The following is a 19,904-nucleotide window of genomic DNA, read 5'->3' as shown; positions in this document are numbered from 1 at the left end:
AACAGCTCGGTGCCGCGGCCGCTCTCTGGGTCGACGACCCCGAGCGCGCCGTGGCGGGCGCCGGTCAGCGCGGTGGCGGTCTCCACGAGGTGCTGCAGGGTGGCGTGGAGTTCGAGTTCGCTGCCGACGCCGAGGACGGCGTCGAGGAGCAGGGGCAGGCGGGGTTCCGGCTCGTCCCCGGTTCCGGCGCCCGCACCCGTGATCGACACGGTGTCATTGTCGTACAAGACGACCTGACCTTGCCTGGTGGGGCTACTCGTCTTCCGCCAGCCGGTCTCCCGCCAGCCGGTCTCCCGCCAGCCGGTCTCCCGTCAGGTGGTCCTCCTTCGGGCGGTCCTCGGCCGGGCGGTCCTCGGCCAGCGGGTCGAGGACCAGCGACTGGACCCGGCCCTCCAGCATCGCGCCGAGCCCCAGCACGGCGCAGACGTCCGGCCGTTCGGCGATGTGCACGGGCATGCCGGTCGCCTCGCGCAGCATCTGGTCGAGGCCCGGCAGCAGGGCGCTGCCGCCGACCATCATGATGCCGCGGTCGGCGAGGTCGGCCACCAGGTCGGGCGGGCAGTCGCGGAGGATCTTGCCGATGCCGTCGAGGACGGCGGTGAGCGGGGTCTGGATGGCGTGGCGCACGGCGGCGGTGTCGACGGTCACCGAGCGGGCGAGGCCGGTGGCCACGTCGCGGCCGTGGATCTCGGTGAACGTCGGGCCCTGCAGCGTCAGGCCGTTGCCGTGCAGGGCGACCTGGAGCGGGCGGACCGACTGGCTCGGCAGCATCAGTTCGTGCTGGTGGCGCAGGTGCTGGATGACCGCGTGGTCGATGGCGTCGCCGCCGACCGGGATGCGCTCGGCGGTGACGATCGCGCCGAGCGAGAGGACCGCGACCTGGGTGGTGGCGGCCCCGCACACCATGATCATGGTCGCGGTCGGCTGCTCGACCGGGAGCCCGCAGCCCACGGCCGCCGCGATCAGGGTGTCGACCAGCTCGACCCGGCGGGCGCCGAGGCCGACCAGGGTCTCCACGGCGGCGCGCTGGGCGAGCGGGTCGCTGTCGTGCGGGGTGCAGGCGGCGGCGCGCAGCCGGGGCTTGCGGCGCAGCTGGCGGCGGAGCTTGTCACCGAGGAGGTGACGGAGCATCCGCTGGGCCATCTCGATGTCGACGACGGTGCCGCCGGAGACGGGTCTGACCACCCGGATGTAGTCCGGGGTGCGTCCGGTCATCTTCTCGGCGAGCGCGCCGACGGCGATGAGCGCGCCGGTGCGGGTGTTCACGGCGGCGACGGACGGCTCGTCGACGACGAGTCCGGCGCCCTTCACGAAGACCCGGGTGCGGGCGGCGCCCAGGTCGACGGCGACATGGCAGCGGCGCAGCTGCTCAAGGCTGACGGTCACGGCGGTCCTCCGAAGTGCGGTGCTGGCACGAGCGGCGAGGCGGCGCGGAGTGCGCGTTCCTGTGCTTCCTGCTTCCTTCGCATCGTCCTGCCGCCCCGCCCGGGGCGCGCGCCGAACTGAGCCGCCAGGGGGGTGCGCTCGTGCTGACGGGAAGTCAGGCCAGAGGGAGGGGCCGGGGCCGCCCGGCGATCGCGGGGCGCGCCGTGGCGTGCCTCGGGCGGGCGGCCCGTCAGCGCTGCGCGCCCCGGCGGCCGAGCCTGCGCGCCGCTGCCGCTGCCGCGCGGCAACGGCCCTGTCGAGCCGGCGCCCGCCCCGCGCCGTCGCGCCGCGCTACCGCGCGCCCAGCGGCGGCAGCAGGCGCTGAAGGAGCCCCCAGGCGAACTCGGCGCCGTGTTCCGTGCCGTCGGGGAGGGTGAAGTCGAGGCGGGTGAGGGCGGGGGAGACGCCCTCGCGGGGGCGGGGGTTCTCGGTGGCGCGCCAGAGTTCGTCGGCGGTGACCTGCCAGGGGATCAGATCGGCCGCGGTGCGCAGCGGTGGTACGGGGGCGCCGGGGGCGCGGGTCAGGGAGCGGGCCCAGACGGTGCGGCGGGGCGGGCCGGCCAGGACGGTGAAGCGCAGCTCGGGCCAGAGCGGCACCGGCCAGGTCCACGCCTCGCTGCCGGGGAAGCCGGGCGCGGCCTCGCGGTTCTCCGGTTCGCCGAGGGCCTGCCGGTAGCGCTCGAACTCGCCCGGACCGCGCCCCGCGTGCGCCCATGCCTGCCAGCGCTTGTTCGCCTCCCGCATCTCGCCTCGCGTGGCGCCCAGTTCCCGCAGCGCGTCCTCGACGAGCCCCGGCTGGTGGTCGGCCATCCGGCGCAGCAGGACGAGTTGGAACTCGTACGGCCCAAAGGGGGCGGCAGGGGTCATGCGCCCATCCTGCCCGAACGGGGAGATTCGCGACGCCACGCCGCCGACCTGCGGTTTCCTCACAGGATCCTCACCTCCGCGCCTTCAGCCGGGCCCGCCCGGCCGCATAGCCTGCGGGCGCCATGGACTACTGCCACCAGTGCCGACGGCATCTCAACGGCGCCCTGGCCTGTGCCGGCTGCGGGACCCCCGCCGAGGAGCTGCGGTACTTCTCCCCCCACCCGTCCTCCCCGCCCCAGGCGCTCACGGAACCGGCCGACACCCTGCCGCCCGTCGCGCCGGAGTTCAGTTACGAACTGGACCCGGTCGAGCCGCCCCGCCCCACCGGAGGGCGCGCCGCCGCGCGCCGCCGGAACCAGCGGGCCGACCGGAAGGGCGGCCGCCGCGGGCGCTCCCGCGGCGGGCGCGCGGTGCTGTTCGGCGCGCTCGGCGTCGCGCTCGCGGCCGGGTCGCTGAGCCTGGCCAAGGCGGCCCTGGAGCCGTCGGTCGACGACGGCGCCGCGACCGCCGTCCAGGAGGACGACGTCTCCCGGACGACCCTCGACCCGGCGCCGCCGGCCCCCGCCGAGTCCACCAGGTCGTCCGACGGTCCCGCCCCCGTCGACTCCGGCTCGCCGCGCCCGGTGAACAGCGGCCACGCGACCCGCGGCTCCGGCCGTGGCACCGGCTCGGGAGACGGCTCGGAGGCCGGTACGGGCACGGGTACGGGCTCCGGTACGGGTACGAGCGCGGGCGGCGGGACCGGGCCCCCCCCCAGCGGCACCGCGGGCCCCGGCGACGCGACGCCGTCGGGCGCGCCCTCGGGCACGGCCTCGCCGTCCGCGAGCGGCACGGCCTCCGGCCCGCGCACCGGCACGCCGGCCCCGGGCGGCGACGGCCCGAGTGGCAGCCCGAGCCCGAGCCCCACCCCGACGAAGGCGTGCACGCCCTTCCTGTGGTGGTGCGTCTAGCCCGCGTCCAGCCCTGTCCAGCCGTCGGCTAGTTTCCGGCGTCCTCGCCCAGCATCCGCTTCAGCAGGTCGCGCAGGAGCGTGCGCTCCGCCGCCGTGAGCTCGCCCAGCGGCTCGCGCGCGAAGCGCAGCGACTCGCGCAGCCGGCGGGCGGTGGCGCGGCCCTCGTCGGTGGGGGCGGCGACCTTGACCCGGCGGTCGGCGGGGTCGGGGCGGCGCTCGACCAGGCCGCGGGACTCCAGGCGGTCGATGATCCCGGTGACGTTCGACGGCTCGCACTTGAGCTTGTCGGCGATCTTCCGCATCGGCGTCGGCTCCAGGGCGAGCAGGCCGAGCACGCGCGCCTGCGCGCCGGTCAGCGCGTGCGCCGCGGCGGCCTCCTCGTACTCCTCGTGGTACCGCGCCACGACCGTGCCGATCAGCTCGACGACTTCGAGGGTCAGTGGGTCCGTGCGCGGGATGGGCGTTGCGGGCATGCCCACCATCGTACTCCGATACTTGACAACCTGAAATATTCAGGAGCATGGTTGTTTCAGTACCTGAAGCTTTTCTGGAGGTCCCGCCGATGTCCGTCCTTCCCGCGTCCAGCCGCGAGTGGCACCTGGTCTCCCGTCCGCACGGCTGGCCCGTGCCCACGGACTTCGCCCTGCGCGAGGTGCCGGTCGGCGAGCCCGCCGAGGGCCGGATCCTCGTGCGCAACCTGCACTTCTCGGTCGACCCGTACATGCGCGGCCGGATGAACGACGTGAAGTCGTACATCGCCCCCTTCAAGCTCGACCACCCCATGGACGGCGGCGCGGTCGGCGAGGTCATCGCGTCGAACGCCGAGGGCTTCGCGGTCGGCGACCACGTCCTGCACGGCCTCGGCTGGCGCGAGTACGCGGACGTGCCCGCGCAGCACGCCACCAAGGTCGACCCGGAGCTCGCCCCGCTCTCCACGTACCTGGGCGTGCTCGGCATGCCCGGCCTGACGGCCTACGCGGGCCTTTTCGAGGTCGCCTCCTTCAAGGAGGGCGACGCCGTCTTCGTGTCCGGAGCGGCCGGCGCCGTCGGCAGCCAGGTCGGCCAGATGGCGAAGCTCAAGGGCGCGTCCCGGGTCATCGGCTCGGCCGGCTCCGACGAGAAGGTCAAGTGGCTCGTCGAGGAGCTCGGCTTCGACGCCGCCTTCAACTACAAGAACGGCCCGGTCAAGGACCAGCTCCGCGAGGCCGCCCCGGACGGCATCGACGTCTACTTCGACAACGTCGGCGGCGACCACCTGGAAGCCGCGATCTCCACGCTCAACGTGCACGGCCGCGCCACCATCTGCGGCATGATCGCGCAGTACAACGACACGGAGCCGGTCCCCGGCCCGCGCAACATGGCCATGATCATCGGCAAGCGGCTCCGCCTCCAGGGCGTCCTCGTCGGCGACCACTACGGCCTTCAGCAGCAGTTCGTCCAGGAGGTCGGCGGCTGGCTGCGCTCCGGCGAGCTCAAGTACGGCGAGACCGTCGTCGACGGCATCGAGAACGGCGTGGACGCCTTCCTCGGCCTGCTCCGCGGTGACAACACCGGCAAGATGGTCGTCTCGATCGCCCGCTAGTTCGACCGGCCCGCCGGGCGACCCGTTAGTCTTCCCTCAGCCGTCGCGATCGTGGGCGCGAGTCGCGGCGAACGAAAAAGGAAGACAACAGCATGTCGATTCAGCAGTCCGACGTCCTGTACACCGCCGTCGCCACCGCCGAGAACGGGCGCGACGGCCGGGTCGCCACTGACGACGGCCAGCTCGACGTCGTCGTCAACCCGCCCAAGGCCATGGGCGGCTCCGGCGCCGGCACCAACCCCGAGCAGCTCTTCGCCGCCGGCTACAGCGCCTGCTTCCAGGGCGCGCTGGGCGTCGTGGCCCGCAACGAGAACGCGGACGTCTCCGGCTCGACGGTCACCGCCGAGGTCGGCATCGGCAAGAACGACGAGGGCTTCGGCATCATCGTGAAGATCTCGGCGGCCATTCCCAACGTGGACGCCGAGACCGCGAAGAGCCTGATCGAGAAGGCCCACCAGGTCTGCCCGTACTCCAAGGCGACCCGCGGCAACATCACGGTCGAGCTCGCGATCTGAGCCGTATCCCGGCAGACTGTGGACGAGGGCCGCACCCTGACCGACCAGGGTGCGGCCCTCCCACGTGCGGCCCGCTCGTACGGCTCCCTCGTACGGGCCGGGCGAGGCCAAGCCCTAGAGTGATCGCCATGCGTGATTTCGGGGCGGGATTCGGTTACCTGCTGCAGGGCCAGAAGTGGGTCGGCAGGCACGGCCGGTGGTTCGGGTTCGGGCTGCTGCCCGGGCTCGTCACCTTCGTGCTGTACGTGGCGGCGCTCGTCGGCCTCTTCTACGGCGTCGACGACCTGACCACCTGGGCCACCCCGTTCGCCGACGACTGGGGCTCGCCCTGGCAGGGCCTGCTCCGCGGCACGCTGGACTTCCTCGTCTACGCGCTCGGTCTCTTCCTCGCCGTGATCAGCTTCACCGCCGTCACGCTCCTCGTCGGCCAGCCCTTCTACGAGTCGCTGTCCGAGGCGGTCGACCGCACCGAGGGCGGCGAGGTGCCCGAGTCCGGGCTGCCGCTCTGGCGCGAGCTGTGGATCTCGGCCCGGGACAGCCTGCGGGTCCTGGTGCGGGTCGCGTTCTACGGGATCCTGCTCTTCGCGGCCGGGTTCGTCCCGGTCGTCGGCCAGACCGTCGTGCCGGCCATCGGCTTCTGCGTCTCCGGCTTCTTCCTCACCGAGGAGCTGACGGCGGTCGCGCTCCAGCGCCGGGGCGTCGAGTTCAGGGAGCGCCTCGGACTGCTGCGCGGCCGCCGCATGGCCGCCCTCGGCTTCGGCGTCCCGCTCACCCTCGCCTTCCTGGTCCCCTTCGTCGCCGTCCTGCTGATGCCGGGCGCGGTCGCCGGGGCCACCCTGATGGCCCGCGACCTGAACGGCGAGACGGCGGCCGAGGGCGAGGGCCAGGACGCCGACGAGACGACCGGCGTGACGCACCTGACCGCCTGACGGTCGTCCGACCGCCGCCTGACCCCGGTCCCTCACCGGTCAGGGCTGCAGCGGGTGCTCCGGGGCCAGCGCCGCCGCGATCCGCTCCGCGACCACCTCGGCCATGTTGCCCTCGGCGGTGTCCGGCGTCTTGGTCGCGGAGACCGCGATGGCCAGGCGCTTCGACGGCAGATACGCCTGGATCGCCGCGTACCCGGAGAACGACGGGTTCTGCAGCAGCCAGGTGTTCGCGACGATGACCCCGAGCCCGAAGTGCTTCGCCTCGGTCTGCTTCAGGCAGATGTCGGCCGGGCACTTCTTGGTCGGCACGCCGAGGCCGACCGTGCCCGGGTTCAGCAGGGTGCGGTACGAGTGCCGCGAGATCAGCTCACCGCTGCCGATGCCCTGCGCGGAGCGGGTCATGTCGCAGACGTCCGAGGTGATCACCGCGCCCGGGCCGGTGGTCCACGACGGGTTCCAGAAGGTCGACTCCTCGTACAGACCGCGGTCCGAGGTGAAGGCGTGCAGCGCCGGGCGCGGGATCTCCGGGGTGAAGTTGTTCTGCGTGTCGCGCAGCCCGAGCGGGCCGGTGACCTGCTCCTCCACCAGCTCGTCGATCCGCTGCCCGGTGATCCGCTCCAGGGCGCGCTCCAGGAGCAGGTAGTTGGCGTGCGAGTAGCTCCAGTTCGTCCCCGGGTCGTACCAGAAGTCGTGCGAGAAGGGGAACGCGAGCAGCTCGTCGGGCGTCCAGTGGCGGAACGGGTGCGCCGTCAGCTCCTTCCCGAACTTCGGGTCGGTCACGTAGTCGTGCAGGCCGCTGGTGTTGTCGGCCAGCATGCGGATCGTGATCTCGTTCGCCCGCGGCACCTCCGGCAGCCAGGGCTCCACCGTGGCGTCGAGGTCGACCCGGCCCTGCTCGACCAGCCGGAGGAGGGTCGTGCCGATGTGCGCGAAGGCCACCGAACCGGCCCGGAAGTGCATGTCCGGCTCGGCCGGGACACCGGTCATCGACTCGCCGAGCGCGTCGGTGACGACCTCCCGCCCGTCCTCGGTGACCCGTAGCAGCACGGCCTTCAGCCTGAGGTCCTTCTGTGCCTTGCGCGCGATGTCGAGGACCAGGCGGCCCTTGTCGTCCGGGTGCCGGGTGCGGACGCAGTCGTGGCCGCCGTGGCTGCCGTGGCCGTGGTCACCGGGCGGCCCGGGACGCGTACGGGCGACGGCGGCCGTGGCCGTGGCCGGGAGCGCGGCGGCGAGCAGGGCGGCCGCGAGGAGGGCAGCGCGGATGCGGGGGGTGGGTGCCATGCCCGCACTATGTCCGCACGGCCCGCCCGATCCCGTCGAACACTCCGCGCGGGGCGCGGGACCCGCCCGGACGCCTCACAGTCCGACCACGATCAGCGCCGTGTCGTCCGTCGCGCCGCCCACCGGCAGCATGTCGAGCAGCAGCGCGTCCGCCAGCGCCTCTGGGTCCGCTTCACGGTGCCGCCGCAGGGCCTCGGCGAGCCGGGCGAGCCCGGCGTCGATGTCCTCGTCGCGCCGCTCGACCAGGCCGTCCGTGTAGAGCACCAGGGCGGCGCCCGCCGCGAACGGGGCCTCGGCCTGCGGCCTGTGGACGTGCGCCGGCTGCGCTCCGAGCGGCGGATCCGTCGCCCGGTCGAGGAACTCCACGCCGCCGTCCGGGTGCCGCAGGGCCGGCGGCAGGTGCCCTGCGCTGCTGTACGTGACGACGCACCGCCCGTAGTCGATCCAGGTCTCGACGGCGGTGGAGTTCTCGGCGCCCTCCACCGACCGGGCGTACAGATCGAGCACGTCCAGGGCCTGCGCGGGCCCCTTCGTCACGCGCGAGGCGGCGCTGAGCGCGCTGCGCAGCTGACCCATCACGCCGGCGGCGGCCAGGCCGTGCCCCACGACGTCGCCGACGGCCACCCCGATCAGGTCGCCGTCGCCGAGCGCGACCAGGTCGTACCAGTCGCCGCACACGTTGAGCGAGCCCGCCGCCGGCCGGTAGCGGACCGCGGCCCGGTGCGGCCCGATCGGCGCCGGCGCCGGCAGCATCGCCTCCTGGAGGGTGAGCGCCACCTCGCGCTCCCGGGCGTGCGCGGCGCGCAGCCGCTCGTTGACCTCCTGGAGCTCGCGCGCCCGCGCGTACACCTCCGCCTCCAGGACCCGGGCGCGGCTGTCGCCGGCGCCCCCGCCACGGGACCGGATCAGCTCGGTGATCTCCTCCACCCGGTGGACGAGCAGCTCGACCCGCCCGTCGGGACCGAGCACCGGCGCGTTGACCGGGCTCCAGTACCGCACGTCCCACTCCCCGGGCCGCTCGGGCGACTCGACGTCGTAGCGCTGCGGCGCCATGGAGTCCCGCTCGCCGGTCTCCAGGACCCGCCGGAGCGACGCCGCCAGGTTCCGCACCCCGGTCGCGGCCGGGTCCCGCGGGTTGTCGGGGAACACGTCGAAGAGGTAGTGGCCGACCAGCTGCTCCCGGGTGCGGCCCGACAGGCGCAGGAAGTCGTCGTTGGCGTCCACGTACACCAGGTCCGGGGTGAGCAGCGCGACCATGCCGGGCAGCGCCCGGAACACCTTCGCGTAGTCGGTCACCGTCGCTCACCTCTGCCAGCCGCGCCCTGACACCAGCGTCGCTCAGTCGAGGACCGGGTGCAGCTCCGGACGCGCCTCCCACCAGATGCGGTGGAAGTCGTTGTGCGCCACGTTGTCCAGGTACGCGAGCCCGGCCGCCCGGTAGAGGAGACGGGCCCGGCGCTCGGAGACGGCGGCGCGGTTCCAGGCGAGGCGGACCCGGCCGGTGATCGGGTCGCCGGCCAGCGGGCGGAGCACGGTGCCCTCGGCGGGCGGGGCGGTCGGCTGGGAGACGGAGATCGCGCGGCCGGCCGCGATCAGGTCGTAGTGCATCTTGCGGTCGGCGATCCGGTAGCGCAGCGAGGGTGTGAAGCCGGCCTTCCGGCAGGCCTCGACCAGCGCCTCCGGGCCGCCGTCGTCGTCCTCGACCATGGTCATCCAGGTCTCGCCGGCCAAGTCGGCGAGGTCGATCCGGTCCCGGCCGGCCAGCGGGTGCGCCGCCGACATGCGCACGCAGAACGGTTCCTTCGGGACGAGGGTGCGGGCCGCGACGCCCTCGGGCAGGGGCACCTCGTGGTCGTCGACCTCGCCGTACACGATCGCGTCGTACTGTCCCGCGCCGAGCATCCGGCTGAGCGTGGTCACCGAGTGCTCGACGTCGATGCTGACGGCGATCTCCTGCCCGGAGAGCTCCTCGTCCAGGCGTTCGATCAGCCGGTCCACGAGGACCAGCAGGATGCAGCCGAGCCGCAGCGTCGGGTGCGGGGCGGCGGCCCGGGCGCCGGCCGCGAGGGCGTCCATCTCACCGAGCACCCGGCGCGCCTTGGAGAGCACGAACTCGCCCAGCGGCGTCGGCTCGACGCCGTGCCGCCCGCGGGTGAACAGCTCGCCGCCCGCGGCCCGTTCGATCCGCCGCAACTGAGCGGACAGGGCCGGCTGGGACACCCCGAGCCGGGCCGCCGCACGCCCCAGACTGCCCGCCTCCGCTATCCGGCAGACGGCCTCAAGATGCCTCAACTCCAGCTGCATTTCGCCAGGTTAGACAGGGGCGAGGACGGAGGACAGGGTTCGGCATAACTCCGGTCTTATGGCGGCTGAGAGGTCCCCGGCTTGCCATGTCCACACCCATACTCGGCGCGTCCCACCGTCTCCCCCCACCCGAACGGAGCAGACGTGCACCCCACCAGACTCCCGGCGGCCCTGGCCGCGCTCGCCCTGACGGCGAGCCTCGCGGGCACCTTCGCGGCCACCGCCACCGCCGCGGCCCCGCAGGCGCAGCCCGTACCGCCCGGGCACGGCAGGTCCCTCGCGCTCGCCGCCGCCGACAAGGCCGCGGACAGCGGACTCGACGGGCTGCGCCACGGTGCCGACGAGGAACTCGTCCGCACCGCCGTCACCCCGTGGGCCGGCGGCCTCTACTACGCCGCCTACCAGCGCACCTACAAGGGCCTGCCGGTGGCCGGCGGCGACGCCGTCGTCGTCTCCGACAGCGCCGGCAAGGTCCGCGACATCGCCGCCGCACCCACCCCGGCGGCCTTCGAGCTGTCCACCAGGGCCACGGTGACCCCGTCCGCCGCCCTCGCCACCGCCAAGGCACGCCTGGCCCGCGTCGAGAGCGCGAGCACGCCCGAACTGGCCGTGCTGCTCAAGGGGAACAAGCCGGTCCTCGCCTGGCACACGCTGGTCGTGGGCCGCACCGCCGCGGGCCTGCCGAGCTCGCTCGACACCTACGTCGACGCCCGTACCGGCGCCGTCGCCCGCGTCCACGACAAGGTCGTGGACGCCGACGGCCGCGGGTACCACAACGGCAACGTCACCATCGACACCGCCGCCACCTCGATGACCGACCCGAACCGCTCCGGCCTGCGCTGCGGCGGACAGAACGGCGGCACGTACACCGGCTCCTCGCCGTGGGGCAACGGCGGCGCCAACGACCTGGTGACGGCCTGCGTCGACATCATGTACGCGGCCCAGCGCGAGTACGACATGCTCAAGCAGTGGTTCGGCTACAACGGCCAGAACGGGCAGGGCGGGATGGTCCCGGCCCAGGCGGGCCTGGGCGACGTCAACGCCTACTACGACGGCACCAAGACCACGTTCGGCCACAACCAGCAGAACGCGAACCAGCTCACCGCCATCGACGTCGTCGCCCACGAGTACGGCCACGAGATCTTCGACAAGACACCCGGCAGCTCCGGCTCGTCCAACGAGAACGGCGGGATGAACGAGTCGACCGGCGACATCTTCGGCGCGCTCACCGAGGCCTTCGCCAACAACGCGAACGACACCCCGGACTACACCGTCGGCGAGAAGGTGAACTTCTTCGGCGACGGCAAGCCGATCCGCTACATGTACAACCCCTCGCTCGCCGGCGACCCCAACTGCTACCCGCAGCTGACCTCCGGCACCGAGGTGCACGCGGCGGCCGGTCCGCAGAACCACTGGTTCTACCTGCTCGCCGAGGGCTCCAACCCGGGCGGCGGCAAGCCCGCCAGCCCGATATGTTCCGGCGGCCCGTCCTCGGTCACCGGCATCGGCGTGCAGAAGGCCGGCAAGATCTTCATGGGCGCGCTGCTCATGAAGACCTCCTCCTGGAACCACCTCGCCGCCCGTAAGGCGACCCTGGCCAGCGCGAAGAACACCTACGGCAGCGCCGAGTGCAACGCGGTGAAGGCCGCCTGGAACGCCGTCGGCGTCCCGGCCCAGTCCGGTGAGACCGACTGCGGCGGCACCACCACGCCGGACTTCTCGCTCGCCCTGAACCCGGCCTCCGGCTCGGTCCAGGCCGGCGGCTCGGCCACCTCCACGGTCAGCACGGCCACCACCGGCGGCAGCGCGCAGACCGTGCAGCTGACCGCGAGCGGCGCCCCGAGCGGCGTCACCGTCTCCTTCAGCCCGTCCTCGGTGACCTCCGGCGGCTCCTCGACCATGACGGTCCAGGTCGCCTCCGGCGCGGCGAACGGCACCTACCCGATCACCGTCACCGGTACGGGCTCCGCCACGCACTCCGTGACCTACCAGCTGACGGTCGGCGGCACGACCACGCCGCCCACCGGCTGCGACAACACCGAGTACACGTACCAGGGCACGCTCGCCGACGGCCAGGCCCAGGCCCAGCCGGACGGCTCGTACTACTACTCGGCGACCTCCGGCGCCCACGTGGGCTGCCTGCGCGGCCCGGCCGGCGCCGACTTCGACCTGTACCTGCAGAAGTGGAACGGGTCGGGCTGGGCGGACGTGGCGGTCGGCGGCACGGCGAGCGCCGACGAGGACATCACGTACAACGGCACCGCGGGCTACTACCGCTATGTGGTCCACGCCTACAGCGGCTCCGGCGCGTACACGCTGGGCCTGAGCGCCCCGTAGGGGGAGGACCGGAGAGCCCCTGACGGGGGCGGCGGCGGGTCACGGGCCGGGGGTTCCGTGACCTCGCCGTCAGAGCCGGACGGCCGGTGAGACGATCACCGGCCGTCCGGCACGTCCACGAGCACGTGACCCGCCTTGTCCGGTCCGGCGTCCGCGAGGCGCTCGCCGTCCGGGCCCCAGGCGCCGGCCAGACCGCAGGCCACCCCGTCCTCATTGGGCCCGAGGACGTTGGCCAGGACGACGTGCAGACCGAAGTCCCGGGCCCGCGCCGGATACACCGCCTCGAAGGAGTCGTTGTCGGCGTCCAGCACCGAACTCGCCAGATAGGCCGCGCAGTTGTCGGCGGCGGCGCGCTCGGCGAGTTCCGGGAAGCGGTTGTCGTAGCAGGTGGCGGTCGCGAACCGGAGGCCGTCGAGCTCGAAGCGCCCGTCGGCCGTGCCCGGCTCGAAGACCTCCGCCTCGATGCCGTACAGGTGCTGCTTGTCGTAGCGGGTGAGCAGCGTGCCGTCCGGGCCGATCACCAGGCTGGTGACGCCGGGGCGCGAACCGGCGGTCCGTACCGGCCCGTTGACCACGGCCGCCGCCGAGACCGCCCGGCACGCCTCCCGTACGGGTTCGAGGCGCGGGTCGTCCTCGGTGAGGACGAGCTCGGGGTGATCCCGGACGAGGCTCGGCTCGTAGCCGGTGAGCGACAGCTCGGCGAAGACGACGAGCCGGGCACCGTCGGCACCGGCGGCGCGGACGAGACCGGCGACGGCGCGGACGTTGGCGGCGATGTCCCCGGCGACCGGGGTGAACTGCGTGGCGGCGACGATCATGGCCTTCAGCTTCCCATGCCCTCCTGTAAGGATCAATAGCGGGTTGGGGGTCTTAGCTTTCGGGGGGCAGGCGGTGGCGCGGCAGGGCGGGATCCGGGGCGCCCGGGGCGCCGAACGAGTGGACTCACCGGAACGCGGACCACGGGCGGCGGTCCGGCGCGGGTTCCGGTGGTGGTCTGTGGCCGTCCGACCCCGTGAACCTGGAAGAGGCGCCCCACCATGCCACGTACCCCCCGCCGTCGGCTGCTCGCCGCCACACTGCTCGCGGCCTCCGTCATGGCCCCGTTCGCGACGGCCCCCGCCACGGCCGTCCCGGCGGCCGTCGGGGGGGGGCCGCCCCACCCCGCCGCAGACAGACCCCCCCCCCGCCCCCGCCCCCCGCCGCCGCGGCACTGGCAAGCGGCAGAGCGCCCCGAGGCGTTCCCTCTCCACCCACTGGTACGCCTGGGCGATGGTCGCCCCGGTCGTGCTGGTGATCGGCGTGATCATCGGATACCCGCTGGTCCGCGGCATCTGGCTGTCGCTGACCGACGCCGACGAACGCAACGTCGAGCGTTCCATCGGCGTCAACCACATCCCGGCGACCTACAAGTTCGTCGGCGTGGACAACTACGTCGACGCGCTCACCGGCAGCCAGTTCCTCGCCACCCTCGGCTGGACGCTGCTGTGGACGGTCTCCTGCGTCTCGGTGACCTTCGCGCTCGGGCTCGCGCTCGCCAACATCCTCAACCGGAAGATCGCCGGCCGCTCCGTCTACCGGATGCTGCTCATCCTGCCCTGGGCGGTCCCCGGCTTCGTCTCCGTCTTCGCCTGGCGCTTCCTCTACGACGAGCGCCGCGGCATCCTCAACTCGCTGCTCGCGGGCGGCGGCATCGACGCCGTGCCGTGGCTCAACGACCCGACCTGGGCCAAGTTCTCGGTCATCGCCGTCAACGTCTGGCTCGGCGTCCCGTTCATGATGGTCGCCCTGCTCGGCGGCCTGCAGTCCATACCCGGCGAGCTGTACGAGGCCGCCGAGATGGACGGCGCGAACGCCCTGCAGCGCTTCCGGCACATCACCCTGCCCGGCCTGCGGTCGGTCAGCACGACGGTGATCCTGCTGAGCACCATCTGGACCTTCAACATGTTCCCGGTGATCTTCCTGCTCACCCGGGGCGGTCCCGGTGAGGCCACGCAGATCCTGGTGACCCAGGCGTACAAGTTCTCCTTCGAGATCAGCCCGCGCGACTACGCCCAGTCGTCCACCTGGGGCGTGCTGATCCTGATCCTCCTGATGGTCTTCGCCGCGGTCTACCGGCGGGTCCTCCGCAAGCAGGGAGAAGTCTGGTGACCACTGCCCCCGCGCACGCCCGCGTGCCCGCCAAGACCACCGCGTACCGCCGCGGCCGGCGTTCGCCGCTCGCCTCCGTCGGCCTGCACCTCACGCTGATCGCGGCCTCCGTGATCGCCGTCTTCCCGGTGCTGTGGGTCCTGCTGACCTCGCTCAAGCCCGCGAAGTTCGCCACCACCACGGACTTCGTCAAGGAGCCGACGCTCGAGAACTACACCGGCCTGCTGCGGGACACCCCGTTCCTCACCTGGTTCGGCAACTCGCTGCTCGTCGCCGCCCTCACCACCGTGATCGGCGTCTTCGTCTCCTCCACCACCGGCTACGCCGTGAGCCGCTTCCGCTTCCCCGGCAAGCGCGGCCTGATGTGGACGCTGCTCGTCACCCAGATGTTCCCGGTCGCCGTCCTCATCGTGCCGATCTACAACATCATGGCGTCGATGGGCCTGCTCAACAGCCCGACCGGCCTGGTCGTCACGTACCTGACCATCGCCGTCCCGTTCTGCGCCTGGATGATGAAGGGCTTCTTCGACACCATCCCGCGCGAGATCGACGAGTCGGGCTACGTCGACGGCCTCACGCCCTTCGGCACCTTCTGGCGGCTGATCCTGCCGCTCGCCAAGCCGGGCATCGCGGTCACCGCCTTCTACTCCTTCATCACCGCCTGGAGCGAGGTCGCCTACGCCTCCGCCTTCATGGTCGGCGACGAGAACCTCACCCTCGCCGGCGGACTGCAGAAGTTCGTCAACCAGTACGGCGCCCAGTGGGGCCCGATGACCGCGGCCTCCGTGCTCATCGCCATCCCCGCCGCCCTGGTGTTCCTCCTCGCCCAGCGCCACCTGGTGACCGGCATGTCCGCCGGCGCCGTCAAGGGCTGAGCCGTCAAGGGCTGAGCCCGAACCCCCAGGCCCCTGCCCCGTACGGAGACCGTACGAATGTCCTTACGACGCAAGGAAGACATGACCCAGCACCTCGCCACCGCCGCCGCTGACGCCGCCCCGACCACCGGCACTCAGTCGGGCTGGTGGAGAGACGCGGTGATCTACCAGGTCTATCCGCGCAGCTTCGCCGACGGTGACGGCGACGGCATGGGCGACCTCATGGGCATCCGCAGCCGGCTGCCGTACCTGAAGGAGCTCGGCGTCGACGCCGTCTGGCTCTCCCCCTTCTACGCCTCCCCGCAGGCCGACGCCGGCTACGACGTCGCCGACTACCGGGCCATCGACCCCATGTTCGGCACCCTCCACGACGCCGACGCCGTCATCCGCGAGGCCCACGAACTGGGCCTCAGGATCATCGTCGACCTGGTCCCCAACCACTCCTCCGACCAGCACGAGTGGTTCCAGCGCGCGCTGCGCGAGGGCCCCGGCTCGGTGCTGCGCGAGCGCTACCACTTCCGCCCCGGCAAGGGCGTGAACGGCGAACTCCCGCCCAACGACTGGGAGTCCATCTTCGGCGGCCCCGCCTGGACCCGTACGGAGAACCCGGACGGCACCCCCGGCGACTGGTACCTGCACCTCTTCGCGCCCGAGCAGCCCGACTTCAACTGGGAGCACCCGGCCGTCCGCGACGAGTTCCGCTCCATCCTGCGCTTCTGGCTCGACATGGGCGTCGACGGCTTCCGCGTCGACGTCGCCCACGGCCTGGTCAAGGCCGAGGGCCTGCCCGACATCGGCGGCCACGACCAGCTGAAGCTGCTCGGCAACGACGTCATGCCCTTCTTCGACCAGGACGGCGTCCACGAGATCTACCGCTCCTGGCGCAAGGTCCTCGGCGAGTACGACGGCGAGCGCGTCCTCGTCGCCGAGGCCTGGACCCCCACCGTCGACCGCACCGCCAACTACGTGCGCCCCGACGAGATGCACCAGGCGTTCAACTTCCAGTACCTGGGCACCCACTGGGACGCCGCCGAGCTGCGCGGCGTCATCGACGCCTCGCTCGCCGCGATGCGCCCCGTCGCCGCCCCCACCACCTGGGTGCTCTCCAACCACGACGTCACCCGGCACGCCACCCGCTTCGCCAACCCGGCGGGCCTCGGCACCCAGCTGCGCACCCCCGGCGACCGCGAACTCGGCCTGCGCCGGGCCCGCGCCGCGACGCTGCTGATGCTGGCGCTGCCCGGCTCCGCGTACGTCTACCAGGGCGAGGAGCTCGGCCTGCCCGACGTCACGGACCTGCCCGACGAGGTCCGCCAGGACCCGTCGTTCTGGCGGGCGTCCGGCCAGGACGGCTTCCGGGACGGCTGCCGGGTGCCCATCCCGTGGACCGTCGAGGGCTCCTCGTACGGCTTCGGGACCGGCGGCTCCTGGCTGCCGCAGCCCGCCACCTGGGGCACGCTCAGCGTCGAGGCGCAGACCGGCGACCCCACCTCCACCCTGGAGCTGTACCGCAGCGCGCTCGCCGTGCGCCGCGCACAGCCGGGGCTCGGCGCGGGCGAGTCCGTCGAGTGGCTGGACGCCCCCGAGGGCGTCCTGGCCTTCCGGCGCGACGGATTCGTCTGCACCGCCAACACCACCGGCCGGGCCATCTCCGTCCCGCTGCCCGGCCGGTTCCTGCTCGCCAACGAGCCGGTCTCCCATGACGGGGAGGCCGTCGTCGAGCTGCCCGCCGACACCACTGTCTGGTGGGCGGTGTGACGATCCCCCTGCCGCGGGGCGCCGGAGGGGGCGCCCCGCGGCTCGCGGACATCGCGGCCCAGTCAGGGGTGAGCGAGGCCACCGTCAGCCGCGTCCTCAACGGCAAGGCGGGCGTGGCCGGCGCGACCCGGCACAAGGTGCTCGCCGCGCTCGACGTGCTCGGCTACGAGCGCCCCGTACGGCTCAAACGGCGCAGCGCCGGCCTGATCGGCCTGGTCGTGCCCGAGCTGACCAACCCGATCTTCCCGGCCTTCGCCCAGGTCGTCGAGCAGGTCCTGGCCGGCCACGGCTACACCCCGGTGCTCTGCACCCAGATGCCCGGCGGCGCCACGGAGGACGAGCTGGTCGACCAGCTCGTGGAGCGCGGGGTGGCCGGCATCGTCTTCCTGTCCGGGCTGCACGCGGACGCCACCGCCGACCCGGCCCGCTACACCCGGCTCGCCGACCGCGGGGTGCCGTTCGTCCTCATCAACGGCTTCAACGAGCACATCGACGCCAACTTCGTCTCGCCCGACGACCGGGCCGCGGCCCGGATGGCCGTACGGCACCTGGTCGAACTCGGCCACGAGCGGATCGGGCTCGCCATCGGGCCGACGCGTTACGTGCCCTCGCGCCGCAAGGCGGAGGGCTTCGCCGCCGAGCTGCGGGCCCTGCTGGGCGTCGAGCGGGCGGAGGCCGAACGTTTCGTGCGGCCCACGCTGTTCGGCGTCGAGGGCGGCCACGCCGCCGCCGACCTGCTGCTCGCCGAGGGCTGCACCGGCATCGTCTGCGGCTCCGACCTGATGGCGCTCGGCGTGGTGCGGGCCGCCCGCGCCCGGGGCCTCGACGTGCCCACCGACGTGTCCGTCGTCGGCTTCGACGACTCCCCGCTGATCGCGTTCACCGACCCGCCGCTGACGACGGTCCGTCAGCCGGTGCAGGCGATGGCGACGGCGGCCGTGGGCGCGCTGATCGAGGAGATCGAGGGAAACCCGGTCCAGCGCACGGAGTTCGTGTTCCAGCCGGAGCTGGTGGTGCGGGGCTCGACGGCGCAGCCGCCGGCGCGGTCGCCGCACGCCGTCGCGTAACTCTTTGCGCAATTGCTTGCGTCGGGGTGTGCGGGGGGTTGACCGCACACCTGTACGCCCCTACGGTCACGGCTGAAAACAGTTGCTTGAATTTTCGGCAACTTCTTGCGAACCGCTCATCGCGGATCTCTTGCGACAGGGACGTCGTACAGGAGGAGACATGGCAAGAAAGACCGTGGCCGCTGCACTTGCCCTTGTGGCAGGAGCCGCTGTGGCCGTCACGGCACCCCCCACCGCCCAGGCCGCCCCGCCCGGCGCCAAGGACGTCACCGCGGTGATGTTCGAGTGGAACTTCGCGTCGGTGGCCAAGGCGTGCACCGACCAGCTCGGCCCGGCCGGCTACGGCTACGTGCAGGTCTCCCCGCCCCAGGAGCGCGTCCAGGGCTCCCAGTGGTGGACCGCCTACCAGCCCGTCAGCTACAAGATCGCCGGCCCGCTCGGCGACCGCGCCGCCTTCAAGAGCATGATCGACACCTGCCACGCGGCGGGTGTGAAGGTCGTCGCCGACTCCGTGATCAACCACATGGCCGGCCCTTCGGACCCGAACGCCACCTACACCGGCACCGGCGGGTCCTCCTACAGCAAGTACAACTACCCCGGCGTCTACTCCGGCGCCGACATGGACGACTGCCGCGCCGCCATCTCCAACTACCAGGACCGCGCCAACGTCCAGAACTGCGAGCTGGTCAACCTCGCTGACCTCGACACCGGCGAGGAGTACGTCCGCGGCCGGATAGCCGGGTACATGAACGACCTGCTGTCGCTCGGCGTCGACGGCTTCCGCGTCGACGCCGCCAAGCACATGCCGGCCGCCGACCTCGCGAACATCAAGTCCCGGCTGACGAATCCTTCCGTCTACTGGAAGCAGGAGGCCATCTACGGGGCCGGCGAGGCCGTCTCCCCGAGCGAGTACCTCGGCAACGGTGACGTCCAGGAGTTCCGCTACGCCCGCGACCTCAAGCGCGTCTTCCAGGGCGAGAAGCTCGCCTACCTGAACAACTTCGGCGAGGCATGGGGCTACATGCCCAGCGGCCAGGCCGGCGTCTTCGTCGACAACCACGACACCGAACGCGGCGGCGACACCCTCAACTACAAGGACGGCGCGAACTACACCCTCGCCGCCGTCTTCATGCTCGCCTGGCCCTACGGCTCCCCGGACGTCCACTCCGGCTACGAGTGGACCGACAAGGACGCCGGCGCGCCCAACAACCACCAGGTCAACGCCTGCTACAGCGACGGCTGGAAGTGCCAGCACGCCTGGCGCGAGATCGCCTCCATGGTCGCCTTCCGCAACACGGCCCGCGGCCAGGCGGTCACCAACTGGTGGGACAACGGCAACAACGCGATCGCCTTCGGGCGGGGCAGCAAGGCGTACGTGGCCATCAACCACGAGTCCGCCGCGCTGACCCGCACCTTCCAGACCTCGCTGGCCGCCGGCACCTACTGCGACGTGCAGTCCGGCAACCCGGTGACGGTGAACTCCGCGGGCCAGTTCACGGCCACCCTGGGCGCCAACACCGCGCTCGCGCTGCACACCGGCGCCATGACCTGCACGACGCCGCCGGCCACCGCCACCGGCGCCTCGTTCAACGTCAACGCCACCACCGTGACCGGCCAGAACATCTACGTCGCCGGCAACCGCCCCGAGCTCGGCAACTGGTCCCCGACCGCCGCCCTCAAGCTCGACCCGGCCTCGTACCCCGTCTGGAAGCTCGACGTGAGCCTCCCCGCCGGCACGGCCTTCGAGTACAAGTACATCCGCAAGGACGCGGCCGGGAACGTCACCTGGGAGTCCGGGGCCAACCGCACCGCGACCGTCCCCGCCTCCGGCCAGGTCGTCCTGAACGACACCTTCCGCAACTAG

At 72.6% G+C, this 19,904-nt stretch carries 16 protein-coding genes and 2 pseudogenes; 10 read left to right on the top strand and 8 right to left on the bottom strand.

Annotated features, from left to right (window positions below; translation table 11 throughout):
- The 3 genes and pseudogenes from ACWEV0_RS22345 to ACWEV0_RS22335 all read right to left on the bottom strand — a co-directional run.
- Positions 1–209, bottom strand: a pseudogene (locus ACWEV0_RS22345) (histidine kinase); the annotation flags it as partial.
- Positions 210–252: 43 nt separating this feature from the next.
- Entirely contained in the window at positions 253–1,386 is a 1,134-nt protein-coding gene (gene mreB / locus ACWEV0_RS22340) for a rod shape-determining protein MreB (RefSeq protein ID WP_453151149.1), read from the bottom strand.
- Between the two features lie 330 nt (positions 1,387–1,716).
- Positions 1,717–2,292 carry a hypothetical protein gene (locus tag ACWEV0_RS22335; RefSeq protein ID WP_453151148.1) on the bottom strand — a complete coding sequence of 192 codons (576 nt, stop codon included), beginning with the start codon at positions 2,290–2,292 and terminating at the stop codon, positions 1,717–1,719.
- Positions 2,293–2,414: 122 nt separating this feature from the next.
- Here ACWEV0_RS22335 and ACWEV0_RS22330 point away from each other — a divergent pair, with 122 nt between their 5' ends.
- Positions 2,415–3,242, top strand: a complete 828-nt coding sequence (locus tag ACWEV0_RS22330) for an SCO2400 family protein (RefSeq protein WP_453151147.1) — start codon at positions 2,415–2,417, stop codon at positions 3,240–3,242.
- A gap of 28 nt (positions 3,243–3,270) precedes the next feature.
- On the opposite strand, the gene ACWEV0_RS22325 is transcribed toward ACWEV0_RS22330, so the two are convergent.
- Positions 3,271–3,717, bottom strand: coding sequence for a MarR family winged helix-turn-helix transcriptional regulator (locus tag ACWEV0_RS22325; protein ID WP_453151145.1), 447 nt, complete (start codon positions 3,715–3,717; stop codon positions 3,271–3,273).
- An 89-nt stretch (positions 3,718–3,806) separates the two neighbouring features.
- Between ACWEV0_RS22325 and ACWEV0_RS22320 the strand changes: the two genes are divergently transcribed.
- From ACWEV0_RS22320 to ACWEV0_RS22310, 3 genes are all read left to right on the top strand, one after another.
- A complete protein-coding gene (locus ACWEV0_RS22320; protein ID WP_453151144.1) occupies positions 3,807–4,826 on the top strand; it encodes an NADP-dependent oxidoreductase in 1,020 nt (339 codons plus the stop codon).
- A gap of 92 nt (positions 4,827–4,918) precedes the next feature.
- On the top strand, positions 4,919–5,341 hold the full coding sequence (locus ACWEV0_RS22315) for an organic hydroperoxide resistance protein (protein WP_453151143.1): 423 nt from the start codon (positions 4,919–4,921) through the stop codon (positions 5,339–5,341).
- A gap of 128 nt (positions 5,342–5,469) precedes the next feature.
- Positions 5,470–6,270, top strand: coding sequence for an EI24 domain-containing protein (locus tag ACWEV0_RS22310; RefSeq protein WP_453151142.1), 801 nt, complete (start codon positions 5,470–5,472; stop codon positions 6,268–6,270).
- Between the two features lie 39 nt (positions 6,271–6,309).
- Here ACWEV0_RS22310 and ACWEV0_RS22305 read toward each other — a convergent pair whose 3' ends face one another.
- From ACWEV0_RS22305 to ACWEV0_RS22295, 3 genes are all read right to left on the bottom strand, one after another.
- Positions 6,310–7,551 carry a serine hydrolase domain-containing protein gene (locus tag ACWEV0_RS22305; RefSeq protein WP_453151141.1) on the bottom strand — a complete coding sequence of 414 codons (1,242 nt, stop codon included), beginning with the start codon at positions 7,549–7,551 and terminating at the stop codon, positions 6,310–6,312.
- A gap of 75 nt (positions 7,552–7,626) precedes the next feature.
- Positions 7,627–8,847, bottom strand: a complete 1,221-nt coding sequence (locus ACWEV0_RS22300; protein ID WP_453151139.1) for a PP2C family protein-serine/threonine phosphatase — start codon at positions 8,845–8,847, stop codon at positions 7,627–7,629.
- Between the two features lie 42 nt (positions 8,848–8,889).
- The gene (locus ACWEV0_RS22295) at positions 8,890–9,855 is read right to left on the bottom strand and encodes a LysR family transcriptional regulator (RefSeq protein ID WP_453151138.1); all 966 of its coding nucleotides are present in this window, start codon (positions 9,853–9,855) and stop codon (positions 8,890–8,892) included.
- A 144-nt stretch (positions 9,856–9,999) separates the two neighbouring features.
- Here ACWEV0_RS22295 and ACWEV0_RS22290 point away from each other — a divergent pair, with 144 nt between their 5' ends.
- Positions 10,000–12,192 carry a M4 family metallopeptidase gene (locus ACWEV0_RS22290; protein ID WP_453151137.1) on the top strand — a complete coding sequence of 731 codons (2,193 nt, stop codon included), beginning with the start codon at positions 10,000–10,002 and terminating at the stop codon, positions 12,190–12,192.
- Between the two features lie 95 nt (positions 12,193–12,287).
- Here the strand turns inward: ACWEV0_RS22290 and ACWEV0_RS22285 are convergent, their stop codons facing one another.
- Complete coding sequence (locus ACWEV0_RS22285; RefSeq protein WP_453151136.1) at positions 12,288–13,010, bottom strand: carbon-nitrogen hydrolase family protein; 723 nt, start codon at positions 13,008–13,010, stop codon at positions 12,288–12,290.
- Between the two features lie 379 nt (positions 13,011–13,389).
- On the opposite strand from ACWEV0_RS22285, the pseudogene ACWEV0_RS22280 reads away from it, so the two are divergent.
- From ACWEV0_RS22280 to ACWEV0_RS22260, 5 genes and pseudogenes are all read left to right on the top strand, one after another.
- Positions 13,390–14,340: pseudogene (locus ACWEV0_RS22280) on the top strand (carbohydrate ABC transporter permease); the annotation flags it as partial.
- Positions 14,337–15,215 (top strand): sugar ABC transporter permease, encoded by an 879-nt coding sequence (locus tag ACWEV0_RS22275; RefSeq protein ID WP_453151134.1) that lies wholly within the window; start codon positions 14,337–14,339, stop codon positions 15,213–15,215. The pseudogene ACWEV0_RS22280 and the gene ACWEV0_RS22275, both read left to right, overlap by 4 nt.
- A gap of 81 nt (positions 15,216–15,296) precedes the next feature.
- Complete coding sequence (locus tag ACWEV0_RS22270; RefSeq protein WP_453151132.1) at positions 15,297–16,973, top strand: glycoside hydrolase family 13 protein; 1,677 nt, start codon at positions 15,297–15,299, stop codon at positions 16,971–16,973.
- The gene (locus ACWEV0_RS22265; protein ID WP_453151130.1) at positions 16,961–18,040 is read left to right on the top strand and encodes a LacI family DNA-binding transcriptional regulator; all 1,080 of its coding nucleotides are present in this window, start codon (positions 16,961–16,963) and stop codon (positions 18,038–18,040) included. The genes ACWEV0_RS22270 and ACWEV0_RS22265 overlap by 13 nt, the downstream gene beginning before the upstream one ends.
- Before the next feature lie 160 nt (positions 18,041–18,200).
- The gene (locus ACWEV0_RS22260) at positions 18,201–19,904 is read left to right on the top strand and encodes a carbohydrate-binding module family 20 domain-containing protein (RefSeq protein WP_453151128.1); all 1,704 of its coding nucleotides are present in this window, start codon (positions 18,201–18,203) and stop codon (positions 19,902–19,904) included.

It is taken from the genome of Streptomyces sp. NPDC003943 (genome assembly GCF_053605265.1).
The sequence above is the reverse complement of the archived record's forward strand: the minus strand, read 5'-3'. Positions and strand labels throughout refer to the sequence as shown.